The organism is Streptomyces sp. R302 (assembly GCF_012927245.1).
Lineage (GTDB): Bacteria > Actinomycetota > Actinomycetes > Streptomycetales > Streptomycetaceae > Streptomyces.
Map to the genome: position 1 here is coordinate 210,669 of NZ_JABBGE010000003.1, position 23,012 is coordinate 233,680.

Genomic DNA, 23,012 nt, shown 5'->3' on the forward strand with positions numbered 1-23,012 from the left:
GGTGCTACAAGGCGGACGCCCCGCCCGCCTCCTCGGCCTCGCGCGCCGCCTGGTGCCGCTTGATGGCCGCGTCGCGCTTGCGCACGTACCAGATGCCGATCAGGCCGAGGGCGCCGCCGGCCAGGCAGGTCCACACCCAGGAGGTGAGGTCGCGGTCGGCGAACCAGCCGTAGAAGGGGAGCTGCACGAGGAAGAGGACGAACCAGATGATCGTCCCGCCGGTGATCGTCGCGACCACCGGTCCCTCCAGGGGTGCGGGTGCCTCGTGCTTGGGTGTCCACTTCGCCATGACGCCAGTCTAGGTGGGCCGAATTCGGGTCTACGCGCGGAGATGGACTCCCGCTCGTTCATGTGTTCATACTGAAACGGTTTGCCTGAGGCGGGTTTCTCTCGTACGAACCGCCAAAAAAGGACTTCTGGACTTCTTTCCCGAAGAGGAAACCCACCCCCATGAGCACCACGGCCGCCGCCAAGGCCCCTGCCCCCGAGCCGCAGGTCCCGCAGGAACCTTCCTCCGGTCTCGACCGCTTCTTCCGGATCTCCGAGCGCGGCTCCACCGTCGCCCGTGAGGTCCGCGGCGGTTTCGCCACCTTCTTCGCGATGGCCTACATCATCGTGCTGAACCCGATCATCCTCGGCAGCGCCAAGGACATGTACGGGCACCAGCTCGACAGCGGCCAGCTCGTCACCGCGACCGTCCTGACCGCGGCGTTCTCGACGCTCCTCATGGGCGTCATCGGCAACGTCCCGATCGCGCTCGCCGCCGGCCTCGGCGTCAACACGGTCGTCGCCCTCCAGCTCGCGCCCCGGATGTCCTGGCCGGACGCCATGGGCATGGTCGTCCTCGCCGGCATCGTCGTGATGCTGCTCGTCGCGACCGGTCTGCGCGAGCGCGTCATGAACGCCGTCCCGGTCGGCCTGCGCAAGGGCATCGCGATCGGCATCGGCCTCTTCATCATGCTGATCGGCCTCGTCGACTCGGGCTTCGTCTCCCGCATCCCCGACGCCGCGCACACCACCGTGCCGCTCCAGCTCGGCACCGGCGGGCACCTGCTCGGCTGGCCGGTCCTCGTCTTCGCCCTGGGCACCCTGCTGACCCTCGCCCTGATCATCCGCAAGGTGCCGGGCGCGATCCTCATCTCGATCGTCGCCATGACGGTCGTGGCGATGGTGATCAACGCGGTCGCGGACATCCCGTCCTGGGGCCTGACCACCCCGAAGTGGCCCGGCAACCCGGTCGAGCCCCCGGACTTCGGCCTGGTCGGCGAGGTCAGCCTGTTCGGCGGCTTCGCGAAGGTCGGCTACCTCACCGGCGCCCTCTTCGTCTTCACCGTCCTGCTGTCCTGCTTCTTCGACGCCATGGGCACGATCCTCGGCGTCGGCGACGAGGCCAAGCTGACCGACAAGGACGGCAACTTCCCGGGCATCAACAAGGTCCTGCTCGTGGACGGCCTCGCCGTGGCCTCCGGCGGCGCGACCTCCTCGTCGGCCACCACCTGCTTCGTCGAGTCCACGGCGGGCGTCGGCGAGGGAGCCCGTACCGGCCTCGCCTCGGTCGTCACGGGCGGTCTGTTCTCGGTGGCGCTGTTCCTCACGCCGCTCGCGACCATGGTGCCGTCGCAGGCGGCGACCCCCGCGCTGCTCGCGGTGGGCTTCCTGATCCTGGCCGGGTCGGTCAAGGACATCGACTGGGCCGACTACACCATCGCGGTGCCGGCCTTCCTGGCCATGACGATGATGCCGTTCACGTACTCGATCACGAACGGCATCGGCATCGGCTTCATCAGCTTCAGCGTGCTGCGGCTCGCGGCCGGCCGCGGCCGTGAGGTCCCGGTGGCCATGTACGCCGTGTCGGCGATCTTCGTCTTCTACTACGCGATGCCGGCGCTGGGCCTGACCTGACCGAGCGGGGCGGGGGCGGCGCCCGGAGGCTCCGGATCCGCCCCCTCCCCGTAGAACTTCTCCGTCTCCTCGACGGCGGTCTTGAACCGCTCGTCGAAGTCCTCCCGAATGAGCGTCCGGACGACATAGTCCTGGACGCTCATTCCCCTTTTCGCGGCGTGACCCTTGAGCCGGTCGAGCAGCTCACTGTCGATGCGCAGGCTGAGCACTGTCGATCCCATGCCGTTCAGCGTCGGGGCTGCCGGGGCCTCTTTGCGTCACTTTCCGGATCCCACTCACTCATTTGGGTGATGCATGGATACCCCGCCGTGACCTGCGGCGGCGTGATTCGTACGCCACGCGAGCGCGTGATGCGCACGACACGCGAGCGGCCGAGCGGTTTTCGATTAGTCCTTAGTCAGAGTAATGAGTTAGGCTAACTACATGCCTGACCTGTCCCACGGCACCGCCGACGACGCCGCGGCCGTGAACGCGATCCGCTCGTCCGTGATGCGGCTGAGCCGGCGCCTCAAGCGCCAGCGCGTCGACGAGTCGCTGAGCCCGACCGAGATGTCGGTGCTCGGCACCCTGGCCCTCTGCGGCTCCGCCACCCCCGGTGAGCTGGCCCGCAAGGAACACGTACAGCCGCCGTCGATGACCCGCATCGTCGCACTGCTCGAAGCCAAGGGACTGGTCCGGCTGGAGCCGCATCCCGACGACCGCCGGCAGAAGGTGGTCAGCCAGACCGAGCAGGCCGAGGCCATGCTCGAAGACGCCCGCCGCAGGCGGAACGCCTGGCTGGCCTCCCTCGCCGAGGGCCTGGACGAGGACGAGTGGGCCGTACTGCGCGCGGCCGCTCCGGTCCTGGAGAAGCTCGCCCATCTCTGAACCCGAGCGCCAAGGAGGCGACGCACTTTGAGTACGGGACCCGGAGCAGACTCCGCACCCGTCCATCAACCCACCACTACCCGAGGGGGTGGGGGGTCCCGCAGCGGAACCTTCTCCTCGCTCTCGATCCGGAACTACCGGCTGTTCTTCACCGGAGCGATCGTCTCCAACACCGGTACGTGGATGGCCCGGATCACCCAGGACTGGCTCGTCCTCAGCCTCACCGGCTCCGCCGCCGCCGTCGGCATCACCACGGCCCTGCAGTTCCTGCCGATGCTCCTCTTCGGCCTGTACGGCGGCGTCATCGCCGACCGCTACCCGAAGCGGCGCCTGCTCCTCGTCAGCCAGGCCGCCCTCGGCCTGTGCGGCCTCGCGCTCGCCGTCCTCACGCTCTCCGGCAACGTCCAGGTCTGGCACGTCTACCTGATCGCCTTCCTCCTCGGCATGGTGACGGTCGTCGACAACCCGGCCCGGCAGTCCTTCGTCTCCGAGATGGTCGGCTCCGACCAGCTCCGCAACGCGGTCTCGCTGAACTCGGCCAACTTCCAGTCCGCCCGGCTCGTCGGCCCCGCCGTCGCCGGCGTCCTGATCGCCGGGGTCGGCAGCGGCTGGGCCTTCCTCATCAACGGCCTGTCCTTCCTCGCGCCGCTCACCGCCCTGTGGCTGATGCGCCCCGCCGAGCTCCACAAGGTCGAGCGCGCCCCGCGCGGCAAGGGCCAGCTCCGCGAGGGCCTGCGGTACGTCGCCGGGCGCCCCGACCTGGTCTGGCCGATCGTCCTGGTCGGCTTCATCGGCACCTTCGGGTTCAACTTCCCGATCTGGCTGACCGCCTTCTCCGACGAGGTCTTCCACGTCGGCGCCGGCACCTACGGCTTCCTCAACACCCTGATGGCGGCCGGCTCCCTCGCGGGCGCCCTGCTCGCGGCCCGCCGCGGCTCCACCCGGCTCCGGATGCTGGTGATCGCCGCGGGCGTCTTCGGCGTCCTGGAGATCATGGCGGCCTTCTCGCCGTCCTTCTGGCTCTTCGCGCTGCTGCTCGTCCCCATCGGCATGATCGGCCTCACGGTGAACATCACCGCGAACTCGGCCGTCCAGATGGCGACGGACCCGGCCATGCGGGGCCGCGTGATGAGCCTCTACATGATGGTCTTCGCGGGCGGCACCCCGATCGGCGCACCGCTCCTGGGCTGGGTCACCGACACGTACGGCGCCCGCGTCGGCTTCGCCACCGGCGGCCTGGTCTCCCTCGCCGCCGCCACGGCCATCGGCCTCGTCCTGGCCCGCATCGGCAACCTCACCCTCGCCATGGCCTGGCGCCACGGCCACCCCACCGTCCGCTTCGTCCCCCGCCCGACCCGGGAGCGCCTGGCGACGGCGGCCTGACGGCGCGCACGCGAACGGGGGGTGGAGGCCGCGGCGGCCCCCACCCCCCGTTCGCCGTCACACCCGCATCTCCAGGACCTGGCCCGGCCAGTCGCCGACCGTGAACGGGGTGGTGCGGGTGAAGCCCTGGTGTTCGTAGTAGGCGACGAGGCGGCCCTCGGTGCCGGCGAAGCAGTCCACGCGGAGGAGGGAGACACCCGCGCGGCGGGTCTCGTCCGCCGCGTGGGCGAGCAGGGCGGCGCCGACGCCGAGGCCGTGGAAGCGGGCGTGGGTGGCGAGGTAGCGGACGTACCGCTCCGGCTCGTCGGCCGGCGGTACGTCCGCGCCGGGGTGCGGGGTCAGGGTGAGGGCGCCGGCCGGGACGCCGTCCACCTCCGCGATCCACGGGTCGCCCTCGCCCATGACCCGTCCGACGTGCTCGACCGTCTTCGGGCGGGAGGTGAAGGGGGTGGTGCCCCACTGGGCGGTGATGCCCCTGCCGTTGAGCCAGACCACGGCGCTGTCGAGGATGTCGAGGACGGCCGGAAGGTCCGCCGGGCCGCCCCGCCTGATGGTGATCACGTCGTTCATCCGGCCGAGGCTAGCGGCTGCCACACTGGCGGGCATGAGGGTTTTCGCCGCCGTTCTGCCGCCCGAGGGGGCGCTCGCCGAGCTCGGGGCCGTCGTCGACGGCCTCCACGCCCTGCCGGGCGCGGAGGCCCTGCGGTGGACCTCCCGGCCCGGGTGGCACTTCACGCTCGCGTTCATGGGGGAGGTCGACGACGCACTCCTCCCGGAGCTCAGGGCCCGCCTCGCGCGGGCCGCCCGGCGGACCGCGCCCTTCGGGCTGCGGCTGCACGGGGCCGGTCACTTCGGCCCGCGCGCCCTGTGGACCGGCGCCGCCGGCGACCTGGACGCCCTGCGGCGGCTCGCCGAGCGCGCCGACGCCGCGGCCCGCCGGGCCGGCGTCCCGATGGAGGAGCACCGCCGCTACCAGCCCCACCTGACGATCGCCCGCGCCCGCGGCGAGGCCGCCCCGCTGGCCCCCTTCCTCGCCGCCCTCGACGGCTTCGAGGGCACCCGCTGGGAGGTCGGCGAGCTGGCCCTGGTCCGCTCGAACCTGCCGGTGAGCGGGGTGCCGGGCGAGCAGCCCCGGTACGAGACGGTGGACGCCTGGCCGCTGGAGGGCGGGGCCGGAGGAGGGGAGGGGCCGGGTTAATCTCGACGGGTGGATCCGAAGACTCGTAACCAGATCATGGCCGGCGTGCTCGTACTGATGTTCGCGATCATCGCGGTGGCCTCGGTGGTCGGGCAGTAGCGCGCCCGCGCCCCCTGTCACCCCGCCACCCCTCCGGTACGCCCTTGCTTCGAGCGCGCTCCAACGAGTTGGCTTGTGCCCCATGGAGTACACGCAGCTCGGACGCACCGGACTCAAGGTCAGCCGCCTCGTCCTCGGCACGATGAACTTCGGCCCGCAGACCGACGAGGCCACCGGCCACGCCATCATGGACGCGGCGCTCGACGCCGGCCTGAACTTCTTCGACACGGCCAACGTCTACGGCTGGGGCGAGAACAAGGGCCGCACCGAGGAGATCATCGGCTCCTGGTTCGCGAAGGGCGACGGCCGCCGCGACCGCACCGTCCTCGCCACCAAGGTGTACGGCAACATGGCCGCCGACGGCGAGGCCTGGCCGAACCACGACAGGATCTCCGCCCTCAACATCCGCCGCGCCGTCGACGCCAGCCTCAAGCGGCTCGGCACCGACTACATCGACGTCTACCAGTTCCACCACGTCGACCGCGCCACCCCCTTCGACGAGGTGTGGCAGGCGATCGACGTCCTGATCCGGCAGGGCAAGATCCTCTACGCCGGCTCCTCCAACTTCCCCGGCTACAAGATCGCCCAGGCCAACGAGGCCGCCGCCCGCCGCGGCATGGTCGGCCTCGTCAGCGAGCAGTGCCTCTACAACCTCTACGAGCGCCGCGCCGAGATGGAGGTCATCCCCGCCGCGCAGGAGTACGGCCTCGGGGTCATCCCCTGGTCGCCGCTGCACGGCGGTCTGCTCGGCGGCGTCCTGAAGAAGGAGACCGAGGGCAGGCGCCGCACCGAGGGCCGCGCCGCGGAGGTCCTCGCGGACCCGGCCAACCGGGCCAGGTTCCAGGCCTACGAGGACCTCCTCGACAAGCACGGCCTCGCCCCCGGCGAGGTCGGCCTCGCCTGGCTCCTCACCCGCCCCGGCGTCACCGGCCCGATCGTCGGCCCCCGCACCCCGGAGCAGCTGGCCGGCGCCCTGCGCGCCCTGGAGCTCGACCTGTCCGACGAGCTCCTCGCCGAGCTCGACGCCATCTTCCCGGGCCCGGGCCCGTCCCCGGAGGCCTTCGCCTGGTAGCGGCGGTCAGTTCCCGCCGAGCCAGCTGGTGGCGTCGAGGCGGAACGCGGTCTCCGCGGGGACCACGTTCCGCAGGTCCGCCTCCAGAGCGCGGACGCGGTCGGCCCCGAGGGCCGCGCTCCACTCGGCCCGCAGTTCGTCGAAGACGGCGGCGGAGCGGGCCAGGGCGTCGCGGCCGCGCGGGGTGAGGCGGACGAGTTTGCGGCGCGCGTCGGCGGGATCGTCGGCGCGTTCCGCGTATCCGAGGGCGAGGAGCCGGTCGACGGTCTTGCCGGCTGCCTGCTTGGAGACGCCGAGGCGACGGCCGATCTCGCTGGCGGTGGCGCCCCGCCCGCCGATGGCCTGCATGGCGAAGCCGTGGGCCGGGCGCATGGCGGGATGCCCCTCGTCGGCGAGGCGGGCGTGCAGCCGGTCGATGAGGGTGCGGAAGCCGCCGAAGAGCAGCAGGGGCAGCTCGTAACCGGGGGAATCGGGAAGGCCGGGGGAGCCGGGAAGGGCGGGGGAGCCGAGGTGCGCGGGAATCCCCTTGTCCGAATCGACAACCTGGTTTACGTTTTCTTCCGACGCATGGTCAACCATGTTGTCCATTCTAGAAGGGGGCCCCTCGTGCCGCACAGCTCGCCCACCACCGCCACCCTCCCCGAACGCGTCGCCGGTGCCGTCGCGCTCCTCAAGGCCCAGGCCCCGCAGGTCCTCGACGCCTTCCTCGCGCTCTCCGCCGCGTTCGAGTCCACCAGCCTCGCCCCGCACGCCCGCGAGACCGTCGTCCTCACCGTCGCCCGCCGCAGCCAGTGCCACCTCTGCGTCGACATGCACGAGGCGAAGCTCGCCGCGCTCGGCCCCGCCCCCTCGCCCGAACGCCTCGACGCGGTCCGGGAGTTCACCCTCCAGGTCCTTGCCTCCTCGGGTGCGGTGTCGGACGCCGAGCTGGCCGCCTTCGAGGCCGCAGGCCACACCCGCCAGAACGCCCTGGAGGTCGTCCTCGGCGTCGGCGCCTACACCCTCTCCACCTTCGCCAACCGCATGACCCGGGCGGCCTGACGGCCCCTGGGCCCGACGGCCCCTAGCCGGCGTACGGCCCGCCGTACCCCCACGCCTGGTGCATCGCGTCGGCGAACGCGCCGGCCAGCTTGTGCTCGCCGCTGGGACCCGGGTGCGTCCCGTCGTACGTGTCCGCCCGCAGGTCGTACGACTCCGGCACCGACGCCAGCAGCAGCGGCGAGGCGGCCGTGTCGAGATCGGCGACCGCCTTCGCCAGCAGCTCGTTGAAACGGGCGCACTCGGCGGCGAAGGCGGCGTCGTACGTGGCCCGGATGTTGGGGATCACCGGCAGCAGCACGGCCCGGATCCGCGGGTTCGCGGTCCGCGCGGCGGCCACGAACGCCCGCACGTTCTCCTCGGTCTGGTCGCTGTTCGTGTAGAACCCGAGGTCGATCAGGCCGAGCGAGACGAGCAGCACGTCGGCGCGGGTCGCGGCGACGGTCTCCCCGACGACCGGAGCCATGTGCAGCCACCCCTCGCCCCACCCGGCGAGGTGCCGGCGGGCGGCGGCCGGGAACGCGGGATCGGCGTAACCCCGCGGGTCCTCCGCCTCGCCCTCGGGCACGTACAGCCCGTCCCGGGGCCCGACGATCTCGTACCCGCCGGGCAGCACCCTCTCCAGGTGCCGCCACATGCGGTAGCGCCAGGTCCAGTCGCCGGCGCGTCCGATGGTCATGCTGTCGCCGACGAACAGAAAACGCATGGTCACATCATCCCGGACCCCGCCCCTGACCTGCGACGTGACGCGGGACACGGGCGGGAGCGGGGCGGGGGCGGGACAAGGCGGGGCCTCCCGTTCAGGCGGGCCGGGACGCCTACGCGTCCAGGAACTCCGCCACGTGCCCCGCGAACCACTCCGCGTCGTCGTGCCACGGGAAGTGCCCGCCGCCCTTCAGGACCTCCAGCCGGGCCTGCGGGAACAGGCCGGCGTACGCGGCGGCCGTCTCCGGCGGCGTGTTCGCGTCGCCCTCGCCGGCGAGGACCAGCACGGGCCGCCCGAACGCCGCGAACGCCGCGCGCGTCGCCGCCGGGTCGTAGGCGCCCTCGGAGCCGTACACCCCGGCCGCCTCCCCGTTCCGCTGCCGCGCCGTCGCCGCTTCCCGCTCGCGCGCCGCCTCGTCCCAGGTGCCGTGGAAGAACGGCATGACCTTCCCGAACGTCTCGTCCGTCCCGCGCCCCGCCGTCACCTCCTCCAGCGCCGCGTACGCCTCCGCGAACCACGTCTCCCCGGCGCGCAGCCGCGCCGCCGCCAGCCGCTCCTCCGGCGCCGTCTCGATCCCGGGTGCCGCCGCCCCCGGCGTCACGAGCACCAGCCGCCGCACCCGCTCCGCGTGCCGCGTCACGTACAGCGCGGCGAGGTTCCCGCCCGCCGAGTGCCCGAGGACGTCGACCTCGTCGGCCCCGAGGTGCGCCCGCAGCGCCTCCACGTCCTCGACGAGCCGGTCGCAGCGGTAGGAGGCCGGGTCGTCCGGCGTCCCGGAGGCGCCGGTGCCGCGCAGGTCGAGCCGCACGAGCCGGCGGCCGGTGAGACCGTCCAGGTCGTCGAGGTAGGCGGAGTCCCGCATCGGACCGCCCGGCAGGCAGACCAGCGGTACACCGGCCTCCGGTCCGGACTCGTGGTAGGCGAGGAGGGTGCCGTCAGGGGCGGTGAAGGTAGGCATGGCCGTGACCATGACAGCCGCCTTCCGCGCAGGTCAAGCGTGTTTCCCCGGCGCCATGGCACGCTTGATCCCATGCGATCTGCACTGTGCGCCTTCGCCGCTGCCGCCACCCTGGCGCTGCTCCCGGCCGGCCATGCCCACGCCGAAGGGCGGGAACCCGACCGGGACTTCACCCTCGCCGACCCGAGGATCACCGAGTCCAGCGGCCTCGCCGCCAGCCGGGCGCACCCCGGGATCTACTGGACGCACAACGACCAGGACCAGCCCCGGATCTTCGGCGTCGACTCCCGCACGGGCGAGACGGTCGCGACCCTGACCATGTCCGGCGTCGGCACCCCCAGGGACATGGAGGCCATCTCCGTCGGCCCGGACGGCGCCATCTACGTCGGCGACATCGGCGACAACCTCGACGGCTCCTGGGACCACGTCTGGATCTACCGCTTCCCCGAGCCGAAGACGCTCAAGGACCAGACGGTCCGGGCCGAGCAGTACGTCGTGAAGTACGCCGACGGCCCCCGCAACGCCGAGGCGCTGATGGTCCACCCGAAGACCGGCCGCGTCTACATCGCCAGCAAGAACGAGGACGGCGGCGGCCTCTACGAAGGCCCCGCGAGGCTCTCCACCTCCGGCACCAACACCTTCCGCCGCGTCGGCGAGGTCCCCTGGGTCACCGACGGCGCCTTCTCGCCCGACGGCGAACGCCTCCTCCTCCGCAGCTACTTCAGCGCCCGTGAGTACGTCTGGAAGGACGGCCGCATCGAAGGCGACGGCACCTCCCCCGGCGCCCCCTTCCAGGGGCAGGCGGAATCGGTCACGTACACGCCCGACGGCTCGGCCTACCTCTTCGGCTCGGAGGGGCAGGGCAGCCGCGTCGTCCGCGTGGAGCGGAAGGACGCACCCCGGCCCGCACCCGAGACCGACCGGTCACCCGGGTCCGGCTCCTCGGGGGACGCCGCCGCGCCGAAGTCCCCGGCCGGCCCCTCCGCCGACGCCCCCCAGGGCGGCAGCGCCACCACCGGCTTCCTCGTCCTCGCCGGCGCCACCGTCCTCGTCCTCGGCATCAAGCGGCTCCTGCGGCGCGGCTGACCTTCCAGGGTCAGACTGGAGGGAGAGCGAAGAGGTGAGGCGTCATGACGGCATTCACGCGTGAGGACACTCCGGTCGCCATGGAGGGCGACGGGCTCGACTTCCGGCTGCAGGAGGCGGGCGGCGGCCTGAGCGTCGCCTTCGTCCACCTCCCCAAGGGCACCGACCTGGCCCCCGTGCTCAAGGGCCTGGAGGGCGACCTGTGCCAGTGCCCGCACTGGGGATACCTGTTCCAGGGCCGGATCAGGATGCGTACCGCCTCCGGCGAGGAGACGTACGAGTCCGGACAGGCCTACTACTGGGGCCCGGGCCACGCCCCGGAGGCGCTGGAGGACTCCGACCTCGTCGAGTTCTCGCCGACGGAGGAGTTCCAGACCGTCCTCGACCACGTGAAGGCCCAGGCCGCCGGCTGACGGCCCCGCGGACGCCGAAGGGCCGGGACGCCGAAGGGCCCGGCGTCGGTCGTTCCGACACCGGGCCCTTCGCGGGACTGACCTGTCCGCTGACGCCTACAGCTTCTCGATCACGTAGTCGATGCAGGCCGTCAGCGCGCGGACGTCCGCCGGGTCGACCGCCGGGAACATCGCGATGCGCAGCTGGTTGCGGCCCAGCTTGCGGTACGGCTCCGTGTCCACGATCCCGTTCGCGCGCAGCACCTTCGCGACCGCCGCCGCGTCGATCTCGTCCGCGAAGTCGATCGTGCCGATGACCTGCGAGCGCTTCGCCGCGTCCGTCACGAACGGCGTCGCGTACTTCGACTCCTCGGCCCAGGTGTACAGGGCGTCCGAGGACTCCTTCGTACGCGCCACGGCCCACTCCAGACCGCCCTGGCCGTTGATCCACTTCAGCTGCTCGTTCAGCAGGAAGAGGGTCGACAGCGCCGGGGTGTTGTACGTCTGGTTCTTCAGCGAGTTGTCGATCGCCGTCGGCAGCGAGAAGAACTCCGGGATGTGCCGGCCGGAGGCGTGGATCCGCTGCGCCCGCTCCAGGGCGGCCGGGGAGAACGCCGCCAGCCACAGGCCGCCCTCGGCGGCGAAGGACTTCTGCGGGGCGAAGTAGTAGACGTCCGTCTCGGTGATGTCGACGGGCAGACCGCCCGCGCCCGAGGTCGCGTCCACCAGGACCAGCGCGCCCTCGTCGGCGCCCGCGACCCGCTTCAGCGGGGCGGCGACACCGGTCGAGGTCTCGTTGTGCGTGTACGCGTAGACGTCCACGCCCGCCTCGGCCACCGGCTCCGGGTGGGTGCCCGGGTCGGAGGAGACCACGGTCGGCTCGGCCAGCCACGGGGCCAGCTTCGCGGCCTTCGCGAACTTGGACGAGAACTCGCCGAAGGTGAGGTGCTGCGACTTGGACTCGATCAGACCGTGGGTCGCGATGTCCCAGAAGGCGGTGGAGCCGCCGTTGCCGAGGATCACCTCGTAGCCCTCGGGCAGCGAGAAGAGGTCACGGATCCCGGTACGGACCTCGCCGACCAGGTTCTTGACCGGAGCCTGGCGGTGGGACGTGCCCAGGAGCGACGTGCCGGTGGCGGCCAGGGCGTCCAGCGCCTCCGTCCGCACCTTGGAGGGGCCCGCGCCGAAACGACCGTCTGCGGGCTTGATGTCAGCGGGAATCTGGATGTCGGCCACGAGCCGGAGAGTATCGGGTCGGGCGGGGCCCGGTCGCGGGATGTCCGCCCGATGAGACGAAGGACGAGACATCCTTGCGTTGTGGGAACAGACGACAGACACGCCGCAGGCCCCTCCGCCGCCCTCGCCGCCGACCTGCGGTCCGCCCTCGCCGGAGACGTCGACTTCGGCGTCTCCGCGCGGGCGCTCGCGACCATGGACGCCTCCAACTACCGCCGCGTACCTGCCGGTACGGTCGCGCCGCGCGACGCCGACGACGTCGCCGCCGCCCTGGAGATCTGCCGCCGGCACGGCACCGTCCCCGTCGTCCCGCGCGGCGCCGGCACCTCCATCGGAGGCCAGGCGACGGGCACCGGCGTCGTGCTCGACCTCACACGGCACATGGACGGCCTCGTCTCCGTCGACCCCGCCGCCCGCACCGCCGTCGTCCGCCCCGGCCTCGTCCTCGGCCGGCTGCGGGCGGCCGTGCGCCCGTACGGCCTCACCTTCGGCCCCGACCCGTCCACCCACAGCCGCTGCACCCTCGGCGGCATGATCGGCAACAACGCCTGCGGCGCGCACTCGGTCGCCTGGGGCACCACCGCCGACAACGTCCACTCACTGGAAGTGGTGACCTACCGGGGCGAGAGGTTGACGCTGGGTCGGGACGGACAGGGCGCCCCGGCCGGCCTGACGGACCTCGTCGACCGCAACCTCGCCCTCCTGCGCACCGGCTACCCGCCCGGCCTGCCCCGCCGCATCTCCGGCTACGCCCTCGACGCGCTCCTCCCCGAACGGGGCACGGACGTCGTCCGCTCCTTCGTCGGCAGCGAGGGGACGCTGGGGGTGGTGACGGAGGCGACGGTGCGCCTGGTGCCGCTGCCGGCGGATCCGGTCCTGGTCGTCCTCGGCTACGCCGACGAGACGGCGGCGGCGGATGCGGCGGCGGGGCTCGCCGGATACGGAGCGCTGACGGTGGAGGGGATGGCCGCGGACCTCGTGCGGGGCGCGAGCGGGCTGCCGAGGGGCGGCGCGTGGCTGTTCTGCGAGGTGGACGGGGAGGGGGCGGCCGCGGAGCTGGTACGGGCGGCGGACGCCGTCGACGCGGCGGTGGTACGCGACCCGGCCGGGCAGCGGGCGTTGTGGCGGATCCGGGAGGACGCGGCCGGGACGGCGACCCGGATGCCCGGCGGCGGGGACGCCTGGCCCGGCTGGGAGGACTGCGCGGTGCCGCCGGCGCGGCTGGGCGCGTACCTGCGCGACTTCCGGGCCCTGCTGGCCGAGCACGGGCTGCGGGGGACCCCGTACGGGCACTTCGGCGACGGCTGCGTCCACGTCCGCATCGACTTCGACCTGTGGACGGGGGAGGGGGTACGCGACTTCCGCCGCTTCTCGGAGGCGGTGGCCGAGCTGGTGGTCGCGCACGGGGGGTCCCTGTCCGGCGAGCACGGGGACGGGAAGGCGCGGGCGGAGCTGCTGCCGCGGATGTACGGGGAGGAGCTCGTCGGGCTCTTCGGGGCGGTGAAGGACCTGTGGGATCCGGATGGCGGGATGAATCCGGGGATGTTGGTCCGGCCCGAGCCGCTTGATTCGGGGCTGCGGTTCGAGGGGTTGCTGCCAGTGGTGGGGATGGAGGTGGGGAGGCAGGCCGCGCGGTGTGTCGGGGTCGCCAAGTGTCGTGTCGCGGGGCCGGGCTCGGGGTCGTCCGTGATGTGTCCGTCCTTCCGCGCCACGGGGGAGGAGAAGCACTCGACGCGGGGCCGGGCCCGGCTCCTGCACGAGATGGCGATCGGCGAGGTCATCACGGACGGCTGGCGCTCGGAGGAGGTGCGGGAGGCGCTGGACCTCTGCCTGTCCTGCAAGGGCTGCCGCAGCGACTGCCCGGTGGGCGTCGACATGGCCGCGTACAAGGCGGAGTTCCTGGACCGCCATTACGCGGGGGCGGGTGGGTGGTGGCGCCGGCCGCGTTCGCACTGGACGATGGGCCGCCTGCCGTCCTTGCTCGCCCACTTCGGGCGCGGCCTGAACGTCGCGATGCGGATCCCGTACGCGGCACGGCTCGCGGGCGTCACCCCGGAGCGGGCCATGCCGAGGGTCGCGGAACGCACCTTCGTGTCGTGGTTCGGCGACCGCTCCTCGGCCCGCCCGCCCGCGCTCACCCTCTGGCCGGACACCTTCACGAACCACCTGGCCCCGGAGGTCGGGCGGGCGGCGGTCCGGGTCCTGGAGGACGCGGGGCTCGGGGTGGAACTCCCGGCGGGGCGGGTGTGCTGCGGGCTGACGTATGTGTCGACCGGGCAACTGGGGGCGGCGAGGAGGGTGATGGGGCGGATGCTGGATGTGGTGGGGGATGGGGTGGGGGATGGGGGTGGTCCCGTGGTCGTGCTGGAGCCTTCCTGTGCGGCGACCCTCAGGACCGATCTGGTGGAACTGCTGCCGGACGATGTGCGGGCTGCCCGGCTGGCGGCGTCGGTCCGGACGTTCGCCGAGGCGCTGGAGGAGCTGGCTCCCGAGTGGGTGCCGCCGAGGATCGACCGCCCGGTCACGGGGCAGACCCACTGCCACCAGCACGCCGTCCTGGGCGACGCGGCGGACCGGAGGTTGAGAGAACGGGCTGGTTTGGAGGGGGAGTTGGCGGGGGGCTGTTGCGGGCTTGCGGGCAACTTCGGCTTCGAGCCGGGCCACGAGGAGGTGTCGCGCGCCTGTGCGGAGGACCAGCTCCTGCCCGCCTTGCGTACGGCTCCGAGCACGGCGGAGGTCCTGGCCGACGGCTTCTCGTGCCGCACGCAGATCGGACACCTGACGCCGGGGCGGGGACGGCACCTGGCGGAGGTCTTGGCGGAGGCGCTGGACGGGGGGCTCTAGGGGTGGGCCGGGTGGGGCGGGCGCGGGTGCGGCCGCCCTCTTTCCGAGAGTGGCACCTTCCGCCGGGACACTCTCGGAGGGCGGCCGGGGGCGGGGCCACCGGGGGGGGCGGGGGATGGGCGCGCGTCCGCGTCCGGATGACGGCCCGGTGGGTGGGGGGCCGGGTATCGCTCCGGCTGTGAGTTGTGCGGCACGCCGGTGGGGTGGGGCTCGGTTTGTGGCGTGCGCCGGTGGGCCGTGGCTGTGGGCTCGGGGTGCGCGGTCGTTGAATGGGGTGCCCAATCCCTGCTCAGCGGCTCCCCGCCGTCTGTTCGCCGGGATTCATGCCCCGCTGGTCACTGTGGGTAGGTGAGGCGGTGGTTGCTTGCGCGGAGTGGGGATCCGGCCCGGAAAGAGCGGACAATTCGGGTGATTGGTCGGCCCTGGAGGTACTCCGTGCGAGTTACTTCGTCGGCCTGCGCCAGACGGAGATGTGCTTCGGGGGGGCTGGGTGAACGGGGTGCCGTCCCAGTCGGCCACGCGGCGTTCGGGTTCCAGGCCGGCGAGGCGTGCCATCCCTGATCTTGCAGGGTATCCCCGGCTTTAGCCGGGGAATGCATCCTCGGCCCGGAGGCGTGCTGCGGCGGAGCTCGCTTCGTCTGCGAGGTGACGGTCAGAGCGGACGGGCCTGGCTCTCGATGTACTGACGGATTACCGTCAGCGGTGCGCCGCCGCACGAGCCCGCGAAGTACGAGCGGGACCAGAACACCGAGCCCATGCCGATCCGGTTGATGCGGCCGGTGTACTCGGCGCGCAGGTACCGAGACGAGACGCCCTTGAGCGAGTTGATCAGCTTGGACAGGGCCAGCTTCGGCGGGTAGTGGACGAGCAAGTGCACATGGTCAGCCTCGCCGTTGAACTCCCGCAGCTCCGTCTCGAACTTGCCGCACACCTCCCGCATGATCTCTTCGCACCGTTTCAGCATGGCGTCGTCGAAGACTCCGTGCCGGTACTTCGTGACGAACACCAAGTGGGCGTGAAGGTTGCAGGTGACGTGACGACCCGTGCGTACACCAGGGTTTGATTCCCAGCGAGGTGACATACTCCAACTGTATTGTGGTGATTGTCGAACCTTCGTGGGAAGGGGGTGGGCCGGATGATCCGTGCGTACAAGTTCCTCATGCGACCCACCGTGGGCCAGGCCGCCGCGCTCGGCGAGATGCTGCGCGACCACTGCTCTCTCTATAACGGCGCCTTGCAGGAACGCCGCGACGCCTACCTGCATACGAGCAAGACGAGCATCAAATACGGGATGCAGTCCGCGCAGCTCAAGGAGATCCGGGCGTTCGACCCCGAGCGCCAGGGCCGGTGGTCGTTCTCGTCACAGCAGGCCACACTTCGCCGTCTCGACAAGGCATTCGGCGCGTTCTTCCGCCGGATCAAGGCCGGAGACACCCCCGGCTACCCGCGCTTCCGTGGAGTCAACTGGTTCGATACGGTCGACTTCCCCAAGGACGGCGACGGTTGCCGCTGGGGCTCCACCCCGCACGACCCTGTCACCCGCGTCCGATTCCAGGGCGTCGGGCATGTCAAGGTCAACCAGCACCGGCCTGTGGTCGGCAAGGTCAAGACCGTCTCGGTCAAGCGTGAGGGGCGGCGCTGGTACGTCATCCTCACCGCCGAGCAGAGCCGGCCTGAGCCGCTTCCCGCGACGGGCAGCGTGGTTGGCATCGACATGGGCATCGCCTCGTTCCTCACCACCTCCAGCGGCGAGCACGTGGACAACCCGCGCCATGCCCGGAAGGCCGCCGCGAAGCTCGAAGCCGCCCAGCAGCAGCTCAGCCGTTTCGGGAGCGTCCGCCGGGACAAGCGGACCGGCAATCACCAACGGGCCGTACAGCGCGTTGCCGACCTGCACCGCAAGGTCCGCCGCCAGCGTCGGGACCACGCACACAAGACCGCGCTCGGTCTGGTCCGTGACCACGACCTGATAGCGCACGAGGATCTCAAGATCCGCAACATGGTCAAGACCGTCGCACCCAAGTCCGACCCGGAAAGCGAGGGCGTCTTCCTGCCCAACGGGGCCGCCGCCAAGACGGGCCTGAACCGTTCGATCTCGGATGCCGGTTGGGGGGTGTTCCTCACGATCCTCGCCAGCAAGGCTGAAAGCGCCGGCCGGGCAGTGATCGCCGTGGACCCCCGCAACACCTCTCGGACCTGCCCCGAATGCGGGCATGTCGCCAAGGAAAGCCGGCGCACCCAGGAGAAGTTCCACTGCGTTAGCTGTGGCCACCAGGCCCACGCTGACCACGTTGGGGCACTCAATGTTCTACGGGCCGGGCTGGTCCGTCGCGACGCTGACCCGGCAAAGCGAGAAGCCCCCTCATTCATGAGGGGGAGGAGTCACGAGGTCCAGCTCGGTGGGTCAGGCGTAGCGGTGGCGGGAGCTGTTGCGGCGGTAGTGGCCGTGGTCGAGGGCGAAGTGGTGGGAGACGAGCATCTGCTCGACCAGGTCGAAGGTGTCGAAGCCCACGCTGCGGCAACATGGCGCAGGTGAGCGAATCATCTGAGCAGGTGCAGTATGCGGCCCAACTCTGGCACGAACACTGCCATGTGCCCTTCCCTGCCAGCCTGCGGGGTGTCCAGTTCGGGGATACGGACATGGTGTTGCTCGACGCGGATACCGCCGGCTGCGTTCTTGCATGGCTGAACAACGGCGGCGCTCTCGACCCCCGAAGCGCACCCGCATCCTGCAAAGCTGCATCGAGGGCCTGGACGGAGTCATCCCTCAGATCAACGAACCCGCAGGAACCCCGTACTACGAGCGCCTGCGCCAGCTCGCCCTACTCGTGGCAAGGAGATCCAGAACCAAATGAGACGACATCTCAGGCTCGCGCCATGACGATCACCTATGAGTGGCGGGGCGGGTTCGGCGATGTCGAGCTCAACGCGCTGCACGCGGAGGGCTTCGGGCATCCGGCGCTGGACGTCGACTGGCGGGCGCGGGTGGGGCGCCACAGTCTCGGCTGGGTCTGCGCGCGCGAGGGCGGTGACCTCGTCGGCTTCGTCAACGTCGTGTGGGACGGCGGCGGGCACGCGTTCCTCCTCGACACCGTGGTCGCGGGAGAGCGTCGCCGGTCGGGGATCGGGGCGGAGCTCGTCGCGGAGGCCGCCCGGCAGGCGCGGGCGGCCGGATGCGAATGGCTCCACGTGGACTTCGAGGACGACCTGCGGTCGTTCTACGTCGAGGCCTGCGGATTCAGGCCGACGGCGGCCGGCCTTCTCGCGCTCTGACGGGCCCAGGCGTCGTCGTCCGCTCGTATCCATCAGCATGAGCGGCTGCGGCCGCATGTTCTCCGGCCCGTGTACCGGGGGGTGGGGCGTGGGTCGCGCCGCAGCGGTCGGCGAGGAAGCATGCGCCCACCCTGCGTCCTCGCGGAGATTCCGGGGACTTGTCACGACTTTTTTCGGGCGTTTCGGTAGGTCTGGCGCCTTGGTGTCGGTTCGCGACGAAGCGGGATGAAAATCAGTCATAGTCACGCGATGTGGTGCCGTGGTGTGAACGAACTGCGTAGGTTCTGGGCTCGGTTCGGGGGGTCCTGTGACCGTCCGGCCGAAGGGTTCGTCCACTGCAAACGGAGGGGAATCGCATGGCTGACATCGACCTCGGCGTGGCATCCGACTGGGACGAGGGGGACACCCACGGCCGCGTGACGCTGCGGCAGAACCAGGTCTACCCGACCTCGCCCAAGAAGGACGTGCTCATCAGCTCCCCGGTGAGCATCGAGCTGTCCGTGAACACGAACCACTCCTCCTCCCAGGAGGCGGACAAGATCTACTTCACGACCCACCACGGCTCCACGAAGAAGATCATCGCCGTGCTCGACTCCGACGGGAACCTGCACATCGCCGGCCGCCTGATCACCGAGCAGAAGGACCTGGGCTACTAAGCGGCTCTAGGGCGGATCCTAGGCGGGCCCTAGGCGGGTCCTAGGCGGCCCGAGGGGTGCGGCGGTCACCGGCCGCCGTACCCCGTACGGACTTACGGCTTGTGGGTCACCCAGAGCAGCTCCGCCGGCCAGTGGTGTGCCCAGTCGGGTGGGTCGGTCTCGTTGTAGCCGTTGGGGATGCCGGGCTCGGGGCGGGGCTCGATGAGGTCGTCGATGACGAGGCCCGCCCCGCGCAGCACCCGGATCCAGTCGCCGTAGGTGAGCTGATAGCTGGTCGCGCCGTCGCCCTCGGCGATGGCGTCCAGTCCGAAGTAGTCCTTCTGCAGGGTCGTGGTCACGCGCTCGGCGGCCTCGTCGTAGCAGGCCTCGAACCACGGGCTGGCCACGTTGAACACCAGTCGCCCGCCCCGGCGCAGCACCCGCGCGGCCTGCGGCACGGCGACATGCGGTGGCGCCCAGCTGAGCCCGCCGAAGTCGCAGAAGACCAGGTCGAAGCTCTCGGCGGCGAAGGGGAGCCGCTCGGCCGCGCCCTGTACCAGCGGATAGCGGGATGGTCCCATCGTGTGCCGGGCTGCGGCGAGTTGGGACTCGGACAGGTCCATGCCGACCACGTGGGCGCCCTCGGCGGCGAGCGCCCTGGACCACTGGCCGGCCCCGCAGCCGAGTTCGAGGACGCGCTTCCCGGCGACGTCCCCGAGGGCGTCCAGCTGCGCGTCGGGTACGGAGTGCATGCCCCACAGCCGGGGCGCGGCACCGATCTGCGGATCGTGCTCCCGCTGGTAGGAGCCGCTGATCCGGTTCCAGAGCCGCCGGTTGGCGGAGATGCTGTCCACGTACGGACTCCAACACCGCCCGCCGGAAGCGGTCAACACGATTTCCGGCGTGACCAGGGGCCACCCTGAACGACTCCGGGCTCATCCCTTCCTCCGCGCCGCCTACCCGGAGATGTACGAGGTCGCCGGCCGCGGCCCGCTCACCTTCACCGGGCCCGCCTTCGTCCGCTTCCACGGAGGGTGCGACGACGAGAACGAGGCCCTGCCCGAGGGCATGGTCGTGCCCGAAACCGCGTTCCCGCAGATCCTCGGCGCGTACGACGCCGTCGCCAACTGGATCACCGAGCACGACTTCGCCTGGCCGATCGACGAACCCGCCGACGGCTGAGCCGTGCGGATTACGGGCCGGGGGGTCGCATCGCTGAGCGGGCGAGGCGGATCAGCCCGGCCCGGATCCGTTCTTCGCCGAGTTCCGGCAGCAGCGCGGCCACGTGCTCGGCGGCCAGCCCGGCGAGCAGGGCGTGCGCGGTGTGTTCGGGGTCGGGCGTGGCGCCCGTGCCCAGCAGGATCGCCGCGTGGCGGTGCCAGAACCGGTACGCCCCGATCCGGTACCGGGCGCCGACCGCGGCGGTCTCCGAGGTGCGGACGAGAGCCAGGTTCTCCAGCAGGTAGTCGAGATAGGCGTCGACGAACGCGCTGAGCCGCTCCTCCGCGGCGGCTCCAGGGCCCAGCGGCGGCGGTCCGTGCAGGATCGCCTCCTGCAGGACGCGTTCCCGGGCGTCGAGGAGTGCGGCGGCGAGCCCGGACTTGTCGCCGAAGCGCCGGTACAGGGTGCCCTTGCCGACACCGGCGGCCTCGGCCACCTGGTCCATGGAGACCGCTTCCACCCCGTGCTCGGCGAACAGCCGCGCGGCCGCCTCCAGCACGGCGGCACGGTTGCGTGCCGAGCGCGCCTGCTCCTTGGGCGGTGGGGTGCGCAGGAGTTCCAGCAGCATTGCAGAATCGGACTGCGGTCCGTTACTGTCGTGAGCCATGACCGGACTATAGTCCGATTCCTGGAAGGCAGGGGTATAGGCATGACCGCACTCATCACGCGAGACGAACTCAAGGCAGCCATGGACGCGGGCGGCGTGACCGTCGTCGACACCCTGGGCGGCGAGTACTACGCCAAGCAGCACCTGCCCGGTGCGCTCGAACTGGTCCCGGCCGACGTCGACGCCCGGGCGTCCGCCCTGCTCCCCGACCGCGACGCCGCGATCGTCACCTACTGCTCCAACCCGGCGTGCCCCAACAGCGGACAGGTCGCCGACCGGCTCACCGCACTCGGGTACGCCAATGTCCGCAAGTACCGCGAGGGCATCCAGGACTGGGTGGAGGCGGGGCTCCCTACTGAGTCCGCGTGACCCCACCTGGGGGGAGGGGGAGGGGGAGGGGGTTCGAGAAACCCTGCCCTCCCCCCGGGCGGCCGCACACATCCGGGCGCCAACTTCCCTCGAACGGGCGGCGGTTATCCGATTCCGGGTCCGCGCAGGGTCATCCTCTGGCTACCCTCGGCTACGAGCCGACCGTGTGGGGGTGCCTTCTCGTGGTGAACATCCGCAGCCTTGATCCGTCCGCCTCGCCGCTGGACTACTACGGGTCCGAACTCCGGCGCCTCAGAGAAGAAGCCGGCCTGAGCCAGACACAGCTCGGCAAGATCGTCTTCTGTACGGGATCCCTGGTCGGCCAGATCGAGACCGCGCACAAGGTCCCCACCCGCGAGTTCTCCGAACGCATCGACGCGGCGCTGATGACGGGCGGGCTGTTCACGCGGCTGGTGGGGCTGGTGCTGCGGAGCCAGCTGCCGAGCTGGTTCCAGGAGTTCGCGGAGATGGAGGCGCAGGCGGCGTACATCTCGACGTACCAGTCGCAGATGGTTTACGGCCTGCTCCAGACGGAGGCGTACGCCCGGGCGGTGCTGAGCGTCGAGCAGACGGATCGGCTTGAAGAGTTGCTCGCTGCGCGCATGGAGCGGCAGCGAATCCTGCGGCGCGAGCACCCCCCGGTGCTTTGTGTGGTGCTCGACGAGGCCATGCTGCACCGGGAGATCGGTGGCCCGGAGGTCATGCGTGCACAGCTGGAACATCTACTGAGCTTCGCCCACGAGCCGTGGGTGCAGATCCAGGTCCTGCCTAACGAGGTGGGCGAGCACCCGGGCCTCTTGGGTTCCTTCACCCTTCTGCGGTTCGATAAGGACCCCGACCTCTTCTACTGCGAGAGTTACGACTCCGGTCACATGACCGCGAATTCCTGCGTGATCAGGGAACGTTCCGTCGGTTACGCTCGCCTCCAGGCGATGGCCGCCTCCCCGAAGGGGTCGGCCGAGCTGATCGCGCGCGTCATGGAGGAACGATATGGACCCGGTGCAGTGGCGTAAGTCGTCGTACAGCGGCCCGAGCGGCGGCGAGTGCATCGAATGCGCCCCCCTCGGCACCGCCTCCTGGCGCAAGTCCTCCCACAGCGGCTCCAATGGCGGCGAGTGCATCGAAGTGGCCGACCTCGCTCCCCACGTAGCCGTCCGTGACTCCAAGGTCCCCGCCGGCCCGCACTTCCTGGCCACTCCCACCGCGTTCGCGGTGTTCGTGGAGGCTGCTGCTCAGGGGCGTATCTGAACGGCCCCTCACCACCTGTTCCTGCTGCGGTAGCCCGAGTTGGTGCTCGGGGCGGATCAGGGACGGCGAGGAGCTGCCGTACCTCGTGGAGGGGCACGGGCCGGAGGCCGTACGCCTGATCAGGGAGGTCTGGGACCGGGACTACGTGCTCGCCCGCTTCCCGCACCCGCTGCCGGTCGCGGTCCGGACGGATCTCGGTGACGGGTGGTCGGTGGAGCGGTCGGCCGGGTTTTTGGCGACGCTGTTCCAGGACACGGAGCAGGGGCGCGCGCCCGAGGACTTCCTCGCCGCGCTGATGGGTGAGGTTCCCGAGGTGCCGGAGGGGCTGGAGCTCCGGGAGTGGCTGGCGGACGGCGGGGTCCGGTACGCGTTCTGGTTCATGCCGGAGGGCACGGGGCGGACGCGGCACGAGCTGACGGCGTACGCGGTCGAGCCCGACGGCTCGGCGGCGGGCTGTTCTGCTCGTACGAGGAGGCGGGGCAGCAGGCCTGGGCCCGGCACGTCTGGCACTCGATGCGGCGGGAGCGGTAGGCGTTTCGGGTTTCCCGGGTGGCCCGGCTTCGTGGGTGTCGGGTGCGGCCGCCCTCTTCTCCGAGAGTCACGCCTTCCGGCGGCGCGTCAAGGGCGCCTACGGCGTCGCTACGCGATGGGCTACGCCCACCCTTGACCCGCCACCTCCAGGCGTGCAGGAAAACTCGGAGGGCGGCCCGGGGGAACGGGCCCACGCCAACGGACCGGTTAACGGCCGGTCCGCGTGGGCGCCTGACGGCCGGTGGGAGGGGGGCCGGGTATCGCTCCCGCCTGATCATGTCCGCACGCCGGTGGGGTGGGGCTCGGCCAGTGGCGCGCGCCGGTGGGACTGTGTCCGTCGGTTCGGG

At 71.3% G+C, this 23,012-nt stretch carries 25 protein-coding genes and 3 pseudogenes; 16 read left to right on the top strand and 12 right to left on the bottom strand.

The features are described from left to right. Positions 1–4 precede the first annotated feature (4 nt). Positions 5–289 (bottom strand): DUF2530 domain-containing protein, encoded by a 285-nt coding sequence (locus tag HHL19_RS10500; RefSeq protein WP_169088002.1) that lies wholly within the window; start codon positions 287–289, stop codon positions 5–7. A gap of 161 nt (positions 290–450) precedes the next feature. Between HHL19_RS10500 and HHL19_RS10505 the strand changes: the two genes are divergently transcribed. Then, complete coding sequence (locus tag HHL19_RS10505) at positions 451–1,902, top strand: NCS2 family permease (RefSeq protein WP_169088003.1); 1,452 nt, start codon at positions 451–453, stop codon at positions 1,900–1,902. Here the strand turns inward: HHL19_RS10505 and HHL19_RS10510 are convergent. Then, positions 1,872–2,123 carry a hypothetical protein gene (locus tag HHL19_RS10510; RefSeq protein WP_169087651.1) on the bottom strand — a complete coding sequence of 84 codons (252 nt, stop codon included), beginning with the start codon at positions 2,121–2,123 and terminating at the stop codon, positions 1,872–1,874. The genes HHL19_RS10505 and HHL19_RS10510 overlap by 31 nt on opposite strands. A 202-nt stretch (positions 2,124–2,325) precedes the next feature. Here HHL19_RS10510 and HHL19_RS10515 point away from each other — a divergent pair, with 202 nt between their 5' ends. Together HHL19_RS10515 and HHL19_RS10520 are read left to right on the top strand one after the other, a co-directional pair. Then, positions 2,326–2,769, top strand: coding sequence for a MarR family transcriptional regulator (locus tag HHL19_RS10515; RefSeq protein WP_169088004.1), 444 nt, complete (start codon positions 2,326–2,328; stop codon positions 2,767–2,769). Between the two features lie 27 nt (positions 2,770–2,796). Next, the gene (locus tag HHL19_RS10520) at positions 2,797–4,152 is read left to right on the top strand and encodes an MFS transporter (RefSeq protein WP_169088005.1); all 1,356 of its coding nucleotides are present in this window, start codon (positions 2,797–2,799) and stop codon (positions 4,150–4,152) included. Positions 4,153–4,209: 57 nt separating this feature from the next. Here HHL19_RS10520 and HHL19_RS10525 read toward each other — a convergent pair whose 3' ends face one another. Then, a complete protein-coding gene (locus tag HHL19_RS10525) occupies positions 4,210–4,722 on the bottom strand; it encodes a GNAT family N-acetyltransferase (RefSeq protein ID WP_169088006.1) in 513 nt (170 codons plus the stop codon). Positions 4,723–4,756: 34 nt separating this feature from the next. Between HHL19_RS10525 and thpR the strand changes: the two genes are divergently transcribed. Both thpR and HHL19_RS10535 read left to right on the top strand, forming a co-directional pair. Then, positions 4,757–5,350 carry an RNA 2',3'-cyclic phosphodiesterase gene (thpR, locus tag HHL19_RS10530; protein ID WP_206324738.1) on the top strand — a complete coding sequence of 198 codons (594 nt, stop codon included), beginning with the start codon at positions 4,757–4,759 and terminating at the stop codon, positions 5,348–5,350. Positions 5,351–5,531: 181 nt separating this feature from the next. Then, positions 5,532–6,521, top strand: a complete 990-nt coding sequence (locus HHL19_RS10535; RefSeq protein ID WP_169088008.1) for an aldo/keto reductase — start codon at positions 5,532–5,534, stop codon at positions 6,519–6,521. Between the two features lie 6 nt (positions 6,522–6,527). Here the strand turns inward: HHL19_RS10535 and HHL19_RS10540 are convergent, their stop codons facing one another. Then, positions 6,528–7,100: a MarR family winged helix-turn-helix transcriptional regulator gene (locus HHL19_RS10540; protein WP_169088010.1), complete on the bottom strand. Its 573-nt coding sequence runs from the start codon at positions 7,098–7,100 to the stop codon at positions 6,528–6,530. Positions 7,101–7,127: 27 nt separating this feature from the next. On the opposite strand from HHL19_RS10540, the gene HHL19_RS10545 reads away from it, so the two are divergent. After that, positions 7,128–7,562, top strand: a complete 435-nt coding sequence (locus HHL19_RS10545) for a carboxymuconolactone decarboxylase (RefSeq protein ID WP_169088012.1) — start codon at positions 7,128–7,130, stop codon at positions 7,560–7,562. A gap of 22 nt (positions 7,563–7,584) precedes the next feature. Here the strand turns inward: HHL19_RS10545 and HHL19_RS10550 are convergent, their stop codons facing one another. Together HHL19_RS10550 and HHL19_RS10555 are read right to left on the bottom strand one after the other, a co-directional pair. Continuing rightward, complete coding sequence (locus HHL19_RS10550; RefSeq protein ID WP_169088014.1) at positions 7,585–8,265, bottom strand: GDSL-type esterase/lipase family protein; 681 nt, start codon at positions 8,263–8,265, stop codon at positions 7,585–7,587. Positions 8,266–8,377: 112 nt separating this feature from the next. Further along, positions 8,378–9,223: an alpha/beta hydrolase gene (locus tag HHL19_RS10555; RefSeq protein ID WP_169088015.1), complete on the bottom strand. Its 846-nt coding sequence runs from the start codon at positions 9,221–9,223 to the stop codon at positions 8,378–8,380. A gap of 72 nt (positions 9,224–9,295) precedes the next feature. Between HHL19_RS10555 and HHL19_RS10560 the strand changes: the two genes are divergently transcribed. Next, on the top strand, positions 9,296–10,309 hold the full coding sequence (locus HHL19_RS10560; RefSeq protein ID WP_169088016.1) for a WD40 repeat domain-containing protein: 1,014 nt from the start codon (positions 9,296–9,298) through the stop codon (positions 10,307–10,309). Between the two features lie 44 nt (positions 10,310–10,353). Then, positions 10,354–10,722, top strand: coding sequence for a hypothetical protein (locus HHL19_RS10565; protein WP_169088017.1), 369 nt, complete (start codon positions 10,354–10,356; stop codon positions 10,720–10,722). A gap of 96 nt (positions 10,723–10,818) precedes the next feature. Here HHL19_RS10565 and serC read toward each other — a convergent pair whose 3' ends face one another. Further along, complete coding sequence (gene serC / locus HHL19_RS10570; protein ID WP_169088018.1) at positions 10,819–11,937, bottom strand: phosphoserine transaminase; 1,119 nt, start codon at positions 11,935–11,937, stop codon at positions 10,819–10,821. Between the two features lie 51 nt (positions 11,938–11,988). Here serC and HHL19_RS10575 point away from each other — a divergent pair, with 51 nt between their 5' ends. After that, the gene (locus HHL19_RS10575; RefSeq protein WP_169088019.1) at positions 11,989–14,781 is read left to right on the top strand and encodes an FAD-binding and (Fe-S)-binding domain-containing protein; all 2,793 of its coding nucleotides are present in this window, start codon (positions 11,989–11,991) and stop codon (positions 14,779–14,781) included. 442 nt (positions 14,782–15,223) lie between these two features. Here the strand turns inward: HHL19_RS10575 and HHL19_RS37180 are convergent. Both HHL19_RS37180 and tnpA read right to left on the bottom strand, forming a co-directional pair. After that, positions 15,224–15,336 (bottom strand): annotated as a pseudogene (locus HHL19_RS37180) (SAM-dependent methyltransferase); the annotation flags it as partial. Positions 15,337–15,433: 97 nt separating this feature from the next. Next, positions 15,434–15,862 carry an IS200/IS605 family transposase gene (gene tnpA / locus HHL19_RS10585; protein WP_169088039.1) on the bottom strand — a complete coding sequence of 143 codons (429 nt, stop codon included), beginning with the start codon at positions 15,860–15,862 and terminating at the stop codon, positions 15,434–15,436. Positions 15,863–15,916: 54 nt separating this feature from the next. Here tnpA and HHL19_RS10590 point away from each other — a divergent pair. Further along, a pseudogene (locus tag HHL19_RS10590) lies at positions 15,917–17,107 on the top strand (transposase); the annotation flags it as partial. 81 nt (positions 17,108–17,188) lie between these two features. On the opposite strand, the pseudogene HHL19_RS37185 reads toward HHL19_RS10590, so the two are convergent. After that, positions 17,189–17,299, bottom strand: a pseudogene (locus HHL19_RS37185) (SAM-dependent methyltransferase); the annotation flags it as partial. A gap of 359 nt (positions 17,300–17,658) precedes the next feature. Between HHL19_RS37185 and HHL19_RS10600 the strand changes: the two are divergent. Together HHL19_RS10600 and HHL19_RS10605 are read left to right on the top strand one after the other, a co-directional pair. Then, positions 17,659–18,054, top strand: a complete 396-nt coding sequence (locus HHL19_RS10600; RefSeq protein WP_169088041.1) for a GNAT family N-acetyltransferase — start codon at positions 17,659–17,661, stop codon at positions 18,052–18,054. Between the two features lie 356 nt (positions 18,055–18,410). Then, positions 18,411–18,710, top strand: coding sequence for a DUF6342 family protein (locus tag HHL19_RS10605; RefSeq protein ID WP_169088043.1), 300 nt, complete (start codon positions 18,411–18,413; stop codon positions 18,708–18,710). Positions 18,711–18,802: 92 nt separating this feature from the next. On the opposite strand, the gene HHL19_RS10610 is transcribed toward HHL19_RS10605, so the two are convergent. Beyond that, the gene (locus HHL19_RS10610) at positions 18,803–19,543 is read right to left on the bottom strand and encodes a class I SAM-dependent methyltransferase (RefSeq protein WP_169088045.1); all 741 of its coding nucleotides are present in this window, start codon (positions 19,541–19,543) and stop codon (positions 18,803–18,805) included. Between the two features lie 49 nt (positions 19,544–19,592). Here HHL19_RS10610 and HHL19_RS10615 point away from each other — a divergent pair, with 49 nt between their 5' ends. After that, positions 19,593–19,871, top strand: a complete 279-nt coding sequence (locus tag HHL19_RS10615; protein WP_240981527.1) for a hypothetical protein — start codon at positions 19,593–19,595, stop codon at positions 19,869–19,871. A gap of 10 nt (positions 19,872–19,881) precedes the next feature. Here the strand turns inward: HHL19_RS10615 and HHL19_RS10620 are convergent, their stop codons facing one another. Next, positions 19,882–20,517, bottom strand: coding sequence for a TetR/AcrR family transcriptional regulator (locus HHL19_RS10620; protein WP_206324739.1), 636 nt, complete (start codon positions 20,515–20,517; stop codon positions 19,882–19,884). 42 nt (positions 20,518–20,559) lie between these two features. On the opposite strand from HHL19_RS10620, the gene HHL19_RS10625 reads away from it, so the two are divergent. The 3 genes from HHL19_RS10625 (at position 20,560) to HHL19_RS10635 (ending at position 22,134) form a co-directional block, all read left to right on the top strand. Then, positions 20,560–20,886: a rhodanese-like domain-containing protein gene (locus HHL19_RS10625; protein ID WP_169088047.1), complete on the top strand. Its 327-nt coding sequence runs from the start codon at positions 20,560–20,562 to the stop codon at positions 20,884–20,886. 182 nt (positions 20,887–21,068) lie between these two features. Then, positions 21,069–21,899, top strand: a complete 831-nt coding sequence (locus HHL19_RS10630; RefSeq protein WP_169088049.1) for a Scr1 family TA system antitoxin-like transcriptional regulator — start codon at positions 21,069–21,071, stop codon at positions 21,897–21,899. Further along, a complete protein-coding gene (locus HHL19_RS10635) occupies positions 21,877–22,134 on the top strand; it encodes a DUF397 domain-containing protein (protein ID WP_169088051.1) in 258 nt (85 codons plus the stop codon). The genes HHL19_RS10630 and HHL19_RS10635 overlap by 23 nt, the downstream gene beginning before the upstream one ends. Positions 22,135–23,012: the final 878 nt, after the last annotated feature.

Bases quoted from the DNA above. Each gene is read 5' to 3' on its own strand.
- HHL19_RS10515 (WP_169088004.1), top strand. From the start codon at position 2,326: ATGCCTGACCTGTCCCACGGCACCGCCGACGACGCCGCGGCCGTGAAC.
- HHL19_RS10510 (WP_169087651.1), bottom strand. From the start codon at position 2,123: ATGGGATCGACAGTGCTCAGCCTGCGCATCGACAGTGAGCTGCTCGAC.
- HHL19_RS10550 (WP_169088014.1), bottom strand. From the start codon at position 8,265: ATGCGTTTTCTGTTCGTCGGCGACAGCATGACCATCGGACGCGCCGGC.
- tnpA (WP_169088039.1), bottom strand. From the start codon at position 15,862: ATGTCACCTCGCTGGGAATCAAACCCTGGTGTACGCACGGGTCGTCAC.
- thpR (WP_206324738.1), top strand. From the start codon at position 4,757: ATGAGGGTTTTCGCCGCCGTTCTGCCGCCCGAGGGGGCGCTCGCCGAG.
- HHL19_RS10575 (WP_169088019.1), top strand. From the start codon at position 11,989: ATGAGACGAAGGACGAGACATCCTTGCGTTGTGGGAACAGACGACAGA.
- HHL19_RS10505 (WP_169088003.1), top strand. From the start codon at position 451: ATGAGCACCACGGCCGCCGCCAAGGCCCCTGCCCCCGAGCCGCAGGTC.
- HHL19_RS10565 (WP_169088017.1), top strand. From the start codon at position 10,354: ATGACGGCATTCACGCGTGAGGACACTCCGGTCGCCATGGAGGGCGAC.
- HHL19_RS10535 (WP_169088008.1), top strand. From the start codon at position 5,532: ATGGAGTACACGCAGCTCGGACGCACCGGACTCAAGGTCAGCCGCCTC.
- HHL19_RS10525 (WP_169088006.1), bottom strand. From the start codon at position 4,722: ATGAACGACGTGATCACCATCAGGCGGGGCGGCCCGGCGGACCTTCCG.
- HHL19_RS10600 (WP_169088041.1), top strand. From the start codon at position 17,659: ATGACGATCACCTATGAGTGGCGGGGCGGGTTCGGCGATGTCGAGCTC.
- HHL19_RS10605 (WP_169088043.1), top strand. From the start codon at position 18,411: ATGGCTGACATCGACCTCGGCGTGGCATCCGACTGGGACGAGGGGGAC.
- HHL19_RS10540 (WP_169088010.1), bottom strand. From the start codon at position 7,100: ATGGTTGACCATGCGTCGGAAGAAAACGTAAACCAGGTTGTCGATTCG.
- HHL19_RS10555 (WP_169088015.1), bottom strand. From the start codon at position 9,223: ATGCCTACCTTCACCGCCCCTGACGGCACCCTCCTCGCCTACCACGAG.
- HHL19_RS10620 (WP_206324739.1), bottom strand. From the start codon at position 20,517: ATGGCTCACGACAGTAACGGACCGCAGTCCGATTCTGCAATGCTGCTG.
- HHL19_RS10635 (WP_169088051.1), top strand. From the start codon at position 21,877: ATGGACCCGGTGCAGTGGCGTAAGTCGTCGTACAGCGGCCCGAGCGGC.
- HHL19_RS10560 (WP_169088016.1), top strand. From the start codon at position 9,296: ATGCGATCTGCACTGTGCGCCTTCGCCGCTGCCGCCACCCTGGCGCTG.
- HHL19_RS10625 (WP_169088047.1), top strand. From the start codon at position 20,560: ATGACCGCACTCATCACGCGAGACGAACTCAAGGCAGCCATGGACGCG.
- HHL19_RS10500 (WP_169088002.1), bottom strand. From the start codon at position 289: ATGGCGAAGTGGACACCCAAGCACGAGGCACCCGCACCCCTGGAGGGA.